This window comes from Bartonella sp. MR168JLCBS, assembly GCF_042194175.1.
Window position 1 is genome coordinate 382,905 of sequence record NZ_JBHIMP010000001.1, and the last position, 12,729, is coordinate 395,633.

Below are 12,729 nucleotides of genomic sequence, written 5' to 3' on the forward strand. Positions count from 1 at the left end.
CTTTGAACAGGCTTTAAACACAACACGTGTGCGCTTTTTGTGAATGCTTCCATAGACCTATTATTCTTTTATCTCCCATTGTAAAGATAGCAAGGTGTTGCTTTAAGTTGTCAGGTTTGGGGATGGGAGCAGATGCGGTGATGTTGTCTGTTGATTTTGTTTTAGTTCTGAGGAAGCTGCTTTTACGGTAGGGCATTTAATGGGAGCCCCCCCTTTTATTTCATTAAGGCATATTGGGGATTGCTTTATTGATGTTTATACGAGCAAGATGTTCATTGGTAATGAGAGTTCATTCTTTTGCTTTTTGAATGAGAGCCTTGAAACTTTTCTCATTTTAAACTTTTGCAAACAGAATTGAATAAAATTAGAATTATGTGCCTAAAAAGTCATGCTTGTACGTCACGACTGGGGGGCTTGTGGGTAAAAACTGTACAAGAAAGGTTGTCCTCTCTTATGAATCGTTTTAAGAGCCAAGGGGGCTGTTGCAATATTGGGGGCCGGTTATAATGATGGTGCCGGTTTGCTCTTTCTTTTATTAAGCGTGGAGATTTTGAGGACTGGGGAGAGAGATATGGATGGATTGTTTGTTATAAGGATAAAGATGTCGGGAGAGAATGTTTGCAAGAGTTATTATTGTCGTTTATGATGTTTGAAGTTGTCTCAGATTAACATAATCTTCGGGTTTGGCTTTTTTCCTGCTCTAAAGGATGAAAATACTAAAGTTCACGCTGGTTTATAAATGATACGGTTCTTCTAGGTGGGTTTCATCTGATGGACATTCTAGGTGCAAAGACTCCATGGTGCTTATATTATCAAATGGCGGTGTTTTACGGGATAATAGATACGGTTATTTTTTAAATATATTTTGAATATATATTGAATCTGCTTGGTATTATCTAGGGGCAAGGACTTTTGGTATGCATTCGTAGGGAACATGAATATAGTTCTTTTCTCGAAGCATGCTTTATTTGTTTATTTCTGTTGTCATTTATATGATTTTTTTACAATGATGTTGGTTTTTTATCTTGTTGTGCTGTTAAAAGACATCTCATTTGAAGGGTGGTGATATAAGGTTTCCTCTTTGATATAAGAAGTGTTTGTGCAGGGGTGAAATATTCAGGGCCGAGTTTTTCTTGTTGAGTTTTAAGTTTATCCCATAAGTGGTGAGTAGCTGGAATCCTCTCTATAAAAAACTGGACCATTTACAGACTGGTGTGGGTTTAAGAGTTTTTATCCTGTGAGGTGTAGCGGACAAGTAAAATCACTGGTTTGTTACGCGCTGATGTACTTTTAGAAATCTTCCTGTTCTTGAAAGTTTGTGCTGTTTTGATCATCTTTGAGCAATTGGTTGGTGAGATTTTCAATGCGTTGTGTGGTGTCACGCATAATTTTCCCCATGGTGCGGTCTCTTTCGTTGTGGAGTCGTAAAAGAGCATTGTAGTCTTCTTGTAGTTTTTTATTTTCTCGTTTTATTTCTTCCATTTCATCGATAATCATTATGCCAGCCATAACCGATAAACGATGGTCGCCAATTTCACCAAAATTGTTCTTTAAATGTGTGATATATTGATCCAATTGAGCAGCAAGCGCGATAAGACGACGTTCTTGTCCTTTATCACAAGCCATGCGATAAATTTTACCATCAATGGTAACGGAAACAGTTTCCATACATTCAAACCTTTATCTATCAATGACAACACGAATTGTTTCCATTGCTTTAATAAGACGTTTGGAAACTTCTTTGTTTACGGACTCTAAGCGTTCAATTTGGGCTTCAGCTTTGTCAAGCGCTTGAGCAAGATGGCTGCGGTCAGCATTCATTCGTTGAATTTCTTCTTCCCATTCGTTATTTTTATCAATAACGGCATTGCGGTTTATTATGGTGATCTCTAAAGTTCTAAGTGCTTTTTCTAGGTGCTCTAGAGCATCTTGTAGAACCGTCGTTTCTTGGTTCATTGCTTTTATCCTTTGGGTAATTGTATCCTTTATCAATGTGTTATGCAAAAACGAATCACTTTCAATTTTGTATTGTGTGCATTTTATTTTTAAGTATGTAGGATATTTTAGCAAGCAAAGCAGGGGATAGATATAAATTAAAAGCTGGATTTTTTGCGCGTATTGACATAAATGACATGGATATACAGGACGCGTGAGGGGAATGTTGTTAATGTTATTGAAGTGGTGGCAAAAAGTTTCACGCTAATGGTTAAAAAATAGTATTCCTTGAGAATTTTAAGAGAATACGGAAAAAGCAACAGAATAACGTATTTAACGAAATGGTCGATTATTCATGACAAATACCCACCAACAGAATCAGATGGCCAATGCTATCCGTTTTCTTGCTATTGATGCGATTGAAAAAGCAAATTCTGGTCATCCGGGCTTACCAATGGGGGCAGCCGACATTGCTACGGTCCTTTATACACAATTCCTTGCTCATGATCCTAAAAATCCTCGCTGGCCTAACCGTGATCGTTTTGTGTTATCGGCGGGGCATGGGTCTATGTTGCTTTATGCTCTCTTGTATCTTTCTGGTTATGAGGATCTCTCTCTTGAGGATCTCAAAAATTTTCGCCAATTAGGGGCAAAGCTTGCTGGGCATCCAGAATATGGGCATGTGGCGGGAATCGAAACAACCACTGGGCCACTTGGACAAGGGTTGGCAAATGCCGTGGGAATGGCTCTTGGGGAGCGTTTGCAAAATGCCCGTTTTGGTGATCTCATCAATCATTACACTTACGCGTTGGTGGGTGATGGATGCCTTATGGAAGGGATATCTCAAGAAGCGATTTCCCTTGCTGGCCATTTGAAACTCAATAAGTTGATTGTGTTGTGGGACGATAATAATATTTCCATCGATGGAGAGATTTCACTTGCTGATAGTACTGATCAGATTGCGCGTTTTAAAGCTTCTGGTTGGGAGACCCATAAAGTCAATGGGCATGATCAAGCAGCAATTGCGCGGGCTATTGAGGCGGCACAAAATTCCGATAAACCAACTTTGATTGCTTGTAAAACAACAATTGGTTTTGGAGCGCCAAATAAAGCGGGTACCAATAAAGTTCATGGAGCTCCTTTGGGCACACGAGAAATCACTGAAACCCGTATCGCTTTAGGGTGGGAGGCTGAGCCTTTCGTTATTCCAGCCGATATTCTCGATAGTTGGCGCTTGGCTAGTCTCAATGCTGCTAAAAAACGTCAAAAGTGGGAAGCAAAATTTGCTGATCTTCCTGTCTCAGAGCGTGTGGAGTTCGAAAGATTGATGCGAGGCGATCTCGTGGGTGGATTTGATGGCGCTATTGATACTTATAAACAAAAACTGGTTGAAGAGCGCCCCGTTGTTGCTACGCGTAAAGCCTCGGAAATGGCTCTTGAAGTGATCAATGAAGTCGTTGTTGAGACCATTGGTGGTTCGGCTGATCTAACCGGATCTAATAATACCAAAAGCAGTCAGATGAAAAGTATCTCTGCTGAAGATTTTTCAGGGCGCTATCTGCATTATGGAATTCGCGAACATGCAATGGGAGCCGTGATGAATGGTCTTGCCCTTTATGGCGGCTTTATTCCTTATGGGGGAACCTTTTTATGCTTTTCTGACTATATGCGTCCCGCTATGCGGCTCTCTTCTTTGATGGGATTGCGGGTGATTTATGTCATGACTCATGATTCCATTGGTCTTGGTGAGGATGGTCCTACCCATCAACCCGTGGAGCATTTGGCTTGCCTGCGCGCAATGCCTAATCATCTTGTGTTCCGCCCTGCTGATGCTATGGAGACAGTTGAGTGTTGGCAATTGGCTTTGAAAGCACGCAAAACGCCTTCTACCTTGGCTTTGAGTCGACAAAATCTACCGCTTTTGCGTCAAGAGTATGAAGAAGAAAATCTCTGTATGCTCGGTGCTTATGAATTCCTAACAGCTAGCGATGATGCACAAGTGACGCTGTTTGCTTCTGGTTCAGAATTGCAAATTGCGGTGGAGGCACATGCGGTGTTAGAAGAAAAAGGCATTCCAACGCGTGTGGTTTCTGTGCCTTGTTTTGAACTCTTTTCTCAACAATCTCTCTCCTATCAGCGTGCTCTCATTGGAGATGCGCCGATTAAAATTGCCATTGAAGCTGCTGTCGCCCAAGGATGGGACCGTTTTATTGGCTGTGATGGTGTGTTTATTGGTATGGAGGGCTTTGGGGCAAGTGGAACAATTGATGCCCTTTATGCGCATTTCGGTATTACTTGTGAGAATGTGGTCGCCACTGTTGAAAAAGAGCTTGGAAAGATCAAAGAGGAAAAGACAAAATGACAGCTTGTGTTGTCATGAATGGGGTGGTTTTAGGGCATCATATTCTGTGCAGTGTTCTGGATGATCTTGTGCATTATTGTGGATAAGTGAGTGAGTGATCAAGATATTGACATTGTGGGAATTAATGATTTGGGATTGGTGAAATACCCATTTATTGTATTTTAAATGTTGTGCTTAAAAAATTGATGAGGAAACATGTGAAATGACAGTTCGTGTTGCAATTAATGGGTTTGGTCGTATTGGTCGCAATATTTTACGTGCACTTGTGGAAAGTGAACGGAAAGATATTGAAGTGGTCGCAATTAATGATTTGGGATCGGTGGAAACAAATGCCCATTTGTTGCGCTATGATTCAGTTCATGGGCGTTTCCCTGGGACCGTTAAGGTGGTAGGGGATGCCATTGATGTGGGGAGTGGTTTAATAAAGGTATGCGCAGAGCGTGATCCTGCTCAATTGCCTTGGAAAGATTTGGATATTGATATTGCTTTAGAATGTACGGGCATTTTTACTGCGCGTGATAAAGCAAGTGCTCATTTGGATGCGGGGGCAAAGCGTGTTCTTGTTTCTGCGCCTTCTGAAGGAGCAGATCTTACGGTCGTCTATGGGGTTAATCATCAATCTTTAAGCAGCGAGCATCGCGTTGTTTCAAATGCTTCTTGTACAACCAATTGTTTGGCGCCTGTTGCACAAGTCTTGCACAACACGGTGGGCATTGAAAAGGGCTTTATGACAACAATCCATTCTTATACGGGTGATCAACCTGTGTTGGATACAATGCATCGTGACCTTTATCGTGCACGTGCGGCAGCTCTTTCTATGATTCCTACCTCAACAGGAGCGGCAAAAGCTGTGGGATTGGTCTTGCCAGAATTAAAGGGATTGCTTGATGGTGTATCGATTCGTGTTCCGACCCCTAATGTTTCTGTGGTTGATTTGACATTTACCGCTAAGCGTTCCACAACAATTGAAGAAATTAATACAGCCATTGCTATTGCTGCACAAGGTCCTTTGAAGGGCGTTTTGGATTATACAGAAGAAAAACTCGTGAGTTGTGATTTTAATCATAATCCTCATTCAGCTATTTTCCACAATGATCAAACAAAAGTGATTGATGGTAAGCTCTGTCGCGTTTTGGTTTGGTATGATAATGAATGGGGCTTTTCTAACCGTATGAGTGATACGGCTGTGGCTTTTGCTAAGACAATATAAGAGGACCTCAGGGTCCTCCTTTTTATAGGAAAAAGTCTCATTTTTGTACAATTTTGAGAACAACAGATAGAGGCTGTTGTTCTCATGCGCTGGAGAGAAGAAACTATTGAAAAATTGATGGTGTGTTTTGTTTTAATACTGGGTCAATACGTGCTTTTAAAAGCTGCATGAAAGAGTAAACTTTGAAAAAGTAAGATCTGAACGAGACACTCTTTGAGAAAACGTCAGAAAATTAGGAGATGTAAATTCTTTTGCCTAGAAGTAAAAGGAAGCTTTAATAGAGATCAAGTTGAGCCAATGCATTTGTTTGCCACAATGGGATATGAAGATTAAGAGCAATGGTGGGCTTTTGTACATTTGATGATGAAAGCTTTGGCTTTTCAGAAGCAGAGGGTGAGAGATGGGCTGTCGTGGATCTCTTGTAAAAGCAAAGAGGGGATAAGTGGAAAGAAAAGTGGGCAGGGTTGTTGGATGCGTTTTTATTTGAAACAATGGAAAGTGAAGAGGAAGCAGTGATGGGGTTTCGTACACTTGATGATGTTGATGTCACTGGAAAACGTGTTCTTGTGCGGGTGGATTTTAATGTGCCAATGGCGCAGGGCAAGGTCTGTGATACGACACGCTTAGAGCGACATAAAGAGACACTCGTTGAGCTACAAAAGCGGGGTGCTAAACTTATTCTGCTTTCTCATTGTGGTCGCCCCAAAGGAAAGGTAGAGCCAGAGTTTTCACTCCGTCCTGTTGTGCAAGTGCTGGAAAAGATCATTAATCAGCCTGTTTCTTTTGCTCCTGACTGCATCGGTTCGGTGGTGCAGGTTGCGGTTGAGTCATTACAAAATGGGGGTATTTTACTGCTTGAAAATGTTCGTTTTTATGCTGGTGAAGAAAAGAATGATTGTTCTTTTGCGGAAGCTTTGGCTCATAATGGGGATCTCTATGTCAATGATGCTTTTTCAGTTTCTCATCGTGCCCATGCTTCGGTGGAGGGAATAACGCATTTGTTGCCTTCTTATGCAGGGCGTTCTTTGCAAGGTGAGATGCAGGCGTTAGAAAAGGGACTTGGCAATCCAACACACCCTGTGGTTGCCATTGTGGGAGGAGCGAAAGTTTCCAGCAAGCTTTTTGTGCTCAATCATTTGGTGGAAAAAGTTGATCATCTCGTGATTGGTGGGGGCATGGCTAACAGTTTTTTAGTAGCGCAAGGTGTGTCTGTTGGTAAGTCACTGTGTGAACATGCACTGATGGACACGATAAAAAAAATCATTAAAAAAGCGCAAGAGTGTCAATGTACGCTTCTGCTCCCTCAGGATGCTGTCGTTGGATTTCGCTTTGAAAAAGATGCACCGCATCGTCTTTATGACATTGAAGATATTCCACAAGATGGCATGATATTGGATATTGGGACACGCTCTATTGCGCATATCAATACTGTGATAGATAAAGCTGCTACTCTTGTGTGGAATGGACCCCTTGGTGTTTTTGAAATGTCTCCTTTTGATAAGGGGACCATTGCAGTTGCACGCCATGCAGCAGAACGTAGTTTGACGGGAAAGTTGGTTTCAATTGCGGGAGGGGGCGATACAGTTTTTGCTCTTAATCATGCTGGTGTTGCCAATGATTTTACTTATCTCTCGACTGCTGGAGGGGCTTTTTTAGAATGGATGGAAGGTAAGGTTCTGCCTGGAATTCTTGCCCTTATGCAGGCTTAGAGGGCTTCTTTGAAGAAGAAGGTTAAAGAAAAACTATACGGTCGTTTAAGGGTGTTTTGATAGTGTTGCGCACTTTTGGAAGTTTTAAGACAAAATGAAATTTTAAGACAAAATAAAGAGGATTTTTTTATGAATGAACGGCTTGAAGATATTGCACTTGCTTTGGTGCATGCGGGTAAAGGTATTTTGGCGGCAGATGAAAGTACGGCGACCATTGGAAAGCGTTTTGAAAGCATTGGTGTTGAATCCAATGAAGATAGACGCCGTGCTTATCGTGAAATGCTTTTTAGTACAAAAGAAGCAATGGAAAGCGCCATCTCTGGGGTTATTTTATTTGATGAAACCATTCGGCAAAAAGCATCAACTGGGAAAATGTTGACGGATCTTATTCGGGATGCAGGCGCTTTGCCAGGGATTAAAGTTGATACCGGTGCAAAACCCTTGGCCGCTTTTCCTCAAGAGACAATTACCGAAGGGTTGGATGGTCTTCGTGAACGGCTAAAAGACTATTATGCTTTGGGAGCACGTTTTGCTAAATGGCGTGCGGTGATTGCTATTGATGAACACACTTTGCCAACAAGAGGAGCAATAAGACAAAATGCACAAGCTCTTGCACGCTATGCTGCTTTGTGTCAGGAGTTCAAGATTGTGCCGATTGTTGAGCCCGAAGTGTTGATGGATGGACCATCGTGTGGGCATTCCATTACACGCTGCTTTGAGGTGACAAAAGCTGTCTTACAGACCGTCTTTAAAGAATTATTTGAAGCTCGTGTTCTTTTGGAGGGGATGATTTTAAAGCCCAATATGGTGATTGATGGTAAGGATGCGCGCAAGGCTTCTGTCGAAGAAGTTGCTGAAAAGACCGTCCAGGTGCTTAAACAGACTGTTCCTGCCGCTGTTCCAGGAATTGCTTTTCTTTCTGGAGGGCAGTCTGATCAGGAAGCAACGGCGCATTTATCTGCCATGAATTCTTTGGGCGCATTGCCTTGGAAATTGACTTTTTCTTATGGACGAGCATTGCAAGCAGCTGCTTTAAAAGCATGGGCTGGAAAAGATGAGAATATTGCTGTTGCACAGAAGGCATTTAGTCATCGGGCTTTGATGAATCATCTTGCGGCTTTGGGACAATGGACAACAGAACGAGAAAAAGCGTGCGCTTGAAGCACAAGCCCTATACCTAAATGCGGAGAGATTTTACATGTTTCTGCGTGATTTTGGGTGCCCTCATCATGATAAAAATGGCGGGGGCGTTTTAGGCTTGAAAGTTTTCTCAGAGAGTTTTCTCCTTGGACCTTTTAAAAGTCTCTAATGGGTACTATCGAGAGATAATATTGCGCAAGAGGTGCGATTGCGGGAAGGGGAGATGGTGCTTTAAAGGAAATTTGTGAATGCGCAGCATCTTAGTATGGTGTCGTTCATGGGTGGGCACTTGCTTTTTGAATGAAAATCATAAAACTAAGACTGTATTGAAGAGTTTGATATTGTGATATTTTTTCTTTTTCATGTTATCATTACTTGTCATCAGCAGAATTCATTTGATTGCAGTTTCAAAGGTGGATTAAGCGGGTAGATTAGAGAGTTGCGATGTCTGAGTGGATTTTAATATACAGCTTATGAAGTTTTTGTGCGTCAGGATAGCTTCCTCTGCAAGGGGGTAGCCTTTCTATTGACGAACGGATTGAATAACTCTTGCTAACAAAATAGATTTGCACCTCAATAAAACACCTATTTTTCGTTAAAATGAATAAATTTTTCTTGTATTTTATGATGATATAATTACAAATAGCTAATTTTACAGCATTTTGGCTTAAAATGGGGGGGAGTTGTGGACAGCATATCTTCTAAGAATACAAGCACAAAAAGAAAAAATCGATACGCAGAACAGAGCTTTTCTGTAATTATGATGCGAAAATTGTGCAATATGGTGCGTGGGGTATTCGAAGGGATCTTTACAGTATTTACTTTCATAATTTTTATTATCTTGCTCAGCATACGTGGACCGGTTCATACCGCATTAAAAGTCTTTGGGTCGGTGAGTGGAATAGGGTGCTTTTTGTTTTTTTTCGGATATCTCATAGAACGCCGTGAAGCAGCAGATGAAGCCGCTATATCGTACGCATTATTCTTAACAATTCTTGAAGGCGTTTCTTCTATTTGCTGCCTGTCTGCTGCGTGGGGTTACGACGCTCTCTTATTCCGTTTAGCACCTCCTGGGTATGTTCTTATTCTCCCTGAATAAATAGAGTGCAATTTGTTTGCATATAAATCAAAATGAGAGGTTGTCTGCCTCTCAAATTCTTAATAATCGCTCTCCAAGATCATAACATTAGACCTGCGTTTAATGAGAGGACTAACAAGCCTTGATCCTTAAGCTCAAGGAAATTCTTTAAAGGTTGCGTCTAACGGCATCCTTGACCTAAGACACCCAAACGGCTTATTTTATTTTTCTCATGCGGCTCTGAAATCATGATATAAGGGGAAAGCTTCTCATGGTGCCTAAATGGTATCTTATCGTGTGTTAAATGGAAAAATCAGAAAAAGCATCTTTATGCAATATAATCCAATTATGATTTTTTTATTTAAACATAAAGGATTTAAAGTCTTCTACAAGCTGATACGATAAAAGGGGGAAGGTCGCCTATACTGAGCAACTAAGGCGTATTTTAGGTGCTTTTGATATAGCTATATCTCCAGATGACTTTGAATGACTTATCCTTTTAGCTCTATTCACTACAAGGTCATTTTGAGGGCTATTGGTTAATGATTGTAAAGGAAAATTAGCACGTAATGTTTGGCTTTGCTGGTATAGATGCTGAATGAGTTAATTATCCAGAGGATCACTGAAGAGGGAGTGCTAAAAAATGATGGAAAATCCTCTGTACCTCGGTGAACTCGTGGTTGAAGATATAATTGTAGAACTTGGCTTATCTGTGACTGAAACAGCTGAACGGTTTAAAAGGGTTAGGGTGTTAGTTCTGCAGACGCTTGACTAGCTATAAAAAAATTATGATTTGGTGTAAGCTTTAAAACATAAATACCTTAAAAATATATCCTCTTTGTACATGTTTCTATCATCGTTAATGTGCCTTCTTAAAGCACGACAGGGGGTGGCTATAAAATTGAGGGCTGTAAATATAAATGATGGCGTTGGTGGTGGTGTGGGAAGATGGTGTCCAATTAAAGTACGCTATCCTTATTTTTATAGGCTATGACTGGAAGAAAGAGCTGGAGAGACAATTTGTGAGCAAAGAGAAAGTGTTTTGAGGATGCGTGTCTGCAAGAGCAGAACAGTGGTTGTGGTGATATTTACAAACAATAAATTTGATAAAATTTTACGATTTTGCCAACAGCTGGTTTATTATAAAAGCTGTTGCTTATACGCGCTCACAAAAGTTATAAGAAGCCCAAAAGCGCTAAAAGAGTTTTTGCTCTTTTTCAATAGTACGGATCTGCAAACAATGTTCAAAAAGTGTTCGTTTTTTTGAAAGAGAATAAAAGGATACTCTTGCAGATGAGAAAAGCCTATTTGTGAATTACAATTTGTCATGATTTTCGGTAAACACTATTGTTTAGGGCGGTGATAGAGGGCATGAAAAATTTTTCATATTCAGTTTTTTTAAGAGTGTGATCAGTCTTTAGGGTAGAGCTTGTATCCAGCCTATAAAGTGGGCCGCATAAGGGCTTCCTCGGTAAGGCGAGCACCATTATACTCTTTGCCAGTCGTATACTCTTTCCAGCGCCCCAATGTTGTGACAGCCCTTGGTATTTAAAGGGATAAGAGAGGCATTTTGTTCTTTTTTGTAAAGCTTCACTCCACACGCTAACTCTGCTTGTGATGTGCAAGCCAAGAGATTTTGTTTGATTCACTATGAGGGTTTGACATGAGAAAATCCTATGGTATTCATGATCTCTCATAAAAAACAATGAATTATCCTTATAAATCAACGTAACAGTGCTGTTATGAAGAGAACTCCTTGCACATCTTAATAGTTCATAAAGATTAACTGGGATCATTTTATATTTTGTACACAGATGAAGTATTTTTATAAAAATGCTCCATCTCACGCAGAAAAAACAGCCCGTTAAGACTTTAAAAAGAAAAAACTCTCAATGCTTGCCCTCTTTTTTCCATGAGAGATTCAAATTGATAAGCCTGTCTGAAAAGAGTACTGTTTATGTGCCCTTAAAGATACTGCTCTTGTATCAAGATCACTTACTCCGGTGAAAATTGGAGTTTTGCGAGGTAAGCATAGACGCCATTTTTTGCCACAAGTTCTGCATGGGTTCCTTCTTCCACAAGAGCGCCTTTATCCATCACGAGAATACGATCAGCTTTTAAAATTGTTGCCAAACGATGTGCAATTACCAAGGTTGTACGATTTTGCATCAATCTTTCTAAGGCGTCTTGCACCAACTTTTTACTGTTTGCATCTAAAGCAGATGTTGCTTCATCAAGCAGCAACACTTTGATTTATAATAATAGTTCACTGTTTTGTATGTTGAATGGGGATCCCGAATATTACAGGATTTTCTCATTTCAAACCTGTTCCATGTTGAATCAACAAAAACCATGTCTCTTGTACGTTACAAGTGGGGAGAGACCGCGTGAATAAAAAAATATTAAGGAAGGACTTAAAATGTTTATAATAAATCGTCTCAAGTGCCAAGGGCTGTAGCAATACCCATGAGCTGGCAAATATAATGATGGTGCCGGCTTGCAGCAACAGGGGTGCATTTCTTAGAATTGCACGTGCAATACCAATGCGTTGTTTTTGTCCCCCAGAAAGCATGGTACCACGTTCTCCTATTCACGTATCAAGCTATCTGGTAAAGCTTGAATCAGTTCAAGCGCATTAGCCGCTTTAGCGGCGACAAGAATACTCTCTTCACGGGTATTTTTCAGTTCCAAAAAAAGAAGAATGGTTTGCAATTATTTTATTTCAGGTAGTTATACTCTACGAGGAAGGATTTATGCTCGTATTTCAAACTGATTTTTAAATTTAAAAAACGCAGCCACCAAGATTTATTAGTGCCTAAGATCCCATCTATTTATGTTGGATGCGTTTTTGAATTAATATTTAAAGTGCACTCTTTACAGCATAAAAAAACCAATCACTTACAATAGAGCAATCATTTTTTAAAACTTGTGCTCTTTATAATCAGGAATAGGCTTTTACATGCCAATATTACCAAAACGATTTTTGAATTTAGAAAGACGACCGCCACGGTCTACGAGTGTCTGGGAGCCACCTGTCCATGCTGGATGCGTTCTTGGGTCAATATCTAGATTAAGAGTATCGCCTTCTTTTCCCCAAGTAGAGCGCGTTTTATATTGGGTTCCATCCGTCATAACAACGGTAATTGTGTGATAGTTGGGATGAATATTCGCTTTCATGCGTAAAAACCTTTTGCGTTTACAGAATGAAACAGCACTTGCTCGATTTTTTAAGTGCGCTTCCTTTGTCTTTTTGATACATTGATTAAAGTATTTATTCCTATAGCTGAGCATGCAT

At 40.5% G+C, this 12,729-nt stretch carries 10 protein-coding genes and 1 pseudogene; 5 read left to right on the forward strand and 6 right to left on the reverse strand.

Annotated elements, in window-relative coordinates; all coding sequences use genetic code 11:
• Positions 1-1,290: 1,290 nt before the first annotated feature.
• The gene (locus ACFIK8_RS01475; protein WP_375635514.1) at positions 1,291-1,668 is read right to left on the reverse strand and encodes a cell division protein ZapA; all 378 of its coding nucleotides are present in this window, start codon (positions 1,666-1,668) and stop codon (positions 1,291-1,293) included.
• A 12-nt stretch (positions 1,669-1,680) separates the two neighbouring features.
• Positions 1,681-1,956 (reverse strand): DUF4164 domain-containing protein, encoded by a 276-nt coding sequence (locus ACFIK8_RS01480; RefSeq protein WP_005774573.1) that lies wholly within the window; start codon positions 1,954-1,956, stop codon positions 1,681-1,683.
• A 334-nt stretch (positions 1,957-2,290) separates the two neighbouring features.
• On the opposite strand from ACFIK8_RS01480, the gene tkt reads away from it, so the two are divergent.
• The 5 genes from tkt to ACFIK8_RS01505 all read left to right on the forward strand — a co-directional run bounded on the left by tkt (position 2,291) and on the right by ACFIK8_RS01505 (position 9,455).
• Positions 2,291-4,297, forward strand: a complete 2,007-nt coding sequence (tkt, locus tag ACFIK8_RS01485; protein ID WP_375668873.1) for a transketolase — start codon at positions 2,291-2,293, stop codon at positions 4,295-4,297.
• A 202-nt stretch (positions 4,298-4,499) separates the two neighbouring features.
• A complete protein-coding gene (gap, locus tag ACFIK8_RS01490) occupies positions 4,500-5,507 on the forward strand; it encodes a type I glyceraldehyde-3-phosphate dehydrogenase (protein WP_375635516.1) in 1,008 nt (335 codons plus the stop codon).
• A 515-nt stretch (positions 5,508-6,022) separates the two neighbouring features.
• On the forward strand, positions 6,023-7,216 hold the full coding sequence (locus ACFIK8_RS01495; RefSeq protein ID WP_375635658.1) for a phosphoglycerate kinase: 1,194 nt from the start codon (positions 6,023-6,025) through the stop codon (positions 7,214-7,216).
• A gap of 129 nt (positions 7,217-7,345) precedes the next feature.
• Positions 7,346-8,377 carry a class I fructose-bisphosphate aldolase gene (locus tag ACFIK8_RS01500; RefSeq protein WP_375668874.1) on the forward strand — a complete coding sequence of 344 codons (1,032 nt, stop codon included), beginning with the start codon at positions 7,346-7,348 and terminating at the stop codon, positions 8,375-8,377.
• An 892-nt stretch (positions 8,378-9,269) separates the two neighbouring features.
• Entirely contained in the window at positions 9,270-9,455 is a 186-nt protein-coding gene (locus ACFIK8_RS01505; RefSeq protein WP_375668875.1) for a hypothetical protein, read from the forward strand.
• 1,974 nt (positions 9,456-11,429) lie between these two features.
• On the opposite strand, the pseudogene ACFIK8_RS01510 reads toward ACFIK8_RS01505, so the two are convergent.
• The 4 genes and pseudogenes from ACFIK8_RS01510 to rpmE form a co-directional block, all read right to left on the reverse strand.
• Positions 11,430-11,681, reverse strand: a pseudogene (locus ACFIK8_RS01510) (ABC transporter); the annotation flags it as partial.
• Between the two features lie 67 nt (positions 11,682-11,748).
• A complete protein-coding gene (locus ACFIK8_RS01515; RefSeq protein ID WP_375668876.1) occupies positions 11,749-12,006 on the reverse strand; it encodes a hypothetical protein in 258 nt (85 codons plus the stop codon).
• Between the two features lie 14 nt (positions 12,007-12,020).
• On the reverse strand, positions 12,021-12,146 hold the full coding sequence (locus tag ACFIK8_RS01520) for a hypothetical protein (RefSeq protein ID WP_375635519.1): 126 nt from the start codon (positions 12,144-12,146) through the stop codon (positions 12,021-12,023).
• Positions 12,147-12,389: 243 nt separating this feature from the next.
• Entirely contained in the window at positions 12,390-12,611 is a 222-nt protein-coding gene (rpmE, locus tag ACFIK8_RS01525) for a 50S ribosomal protein L31 (RefSeq protein ID WP_015856961.1), read from the reverse strand.
• Positions 12,612-12,729: the final 118 nt, after the last annotated feature.

What these genes read in the sequence shown, in the direction of transcription:
- ACFIK8_RS01475 (WP_375635514.1), bottom strand. Translation starts at nt 1,668, where the DNA reads ATGGAAACTGTTTCCGTTACCATTGATGGTAAAATTTATCGCATGGCT.
- ACFIK8_RS01480 (WP_005774573.1), bottom strand. Translation starts at nt 1,956, where the DNA reads ATGAACCAAGAAACGACGGTTCTACAAGATGCTCTAGAGCACCTAGAA.
- tkt (WP_375668873.1), top strand. Translation starts at nt 2,291, where the DNA reads ATGACAAATACCCACCAACAGAATCAGATGGCCAATGCTATCCGTTTT.
- gap (WP_375635516.1), top strand. Translation starts at nt 4,500, where the DNA reads ATGACAGTTCGTGTTGCAATTAATGGGTTTGGTCGTATTGGTCGCAAT.
- ACFIK8_RS01495 (WP_375635658.1), top strand. Translation starts at nt 6,023, where the DNA reads ATGGGGTTTCGTACACTTGATGATGTTGATGTCACTGGAAAACGTGTT.
- ACFIK8_RS01500 (WP_375668874.1), top strand. Translation starts at nt 7,346, where the DNA reads ATGAATGAACGGCTTGAAGATATTGCACTTGCTTTGGTGCATGCGGGT.
- ACFIK8_RS01515 (WP_375668876.1), bottom strand. Translation starts at nt 12,006, where the DNA reads ATGCTTTCTGGGGGACAAAAACAACGCATTGGTATTGCACGTGCAATT.
- rpmE (WP_015856961.1), bottom strand. Translation starts at nt 12,611, where the DNA reads ATGAAAGCGAATATTCATCCCAACTATCACACAATTACCGTTGTTATG.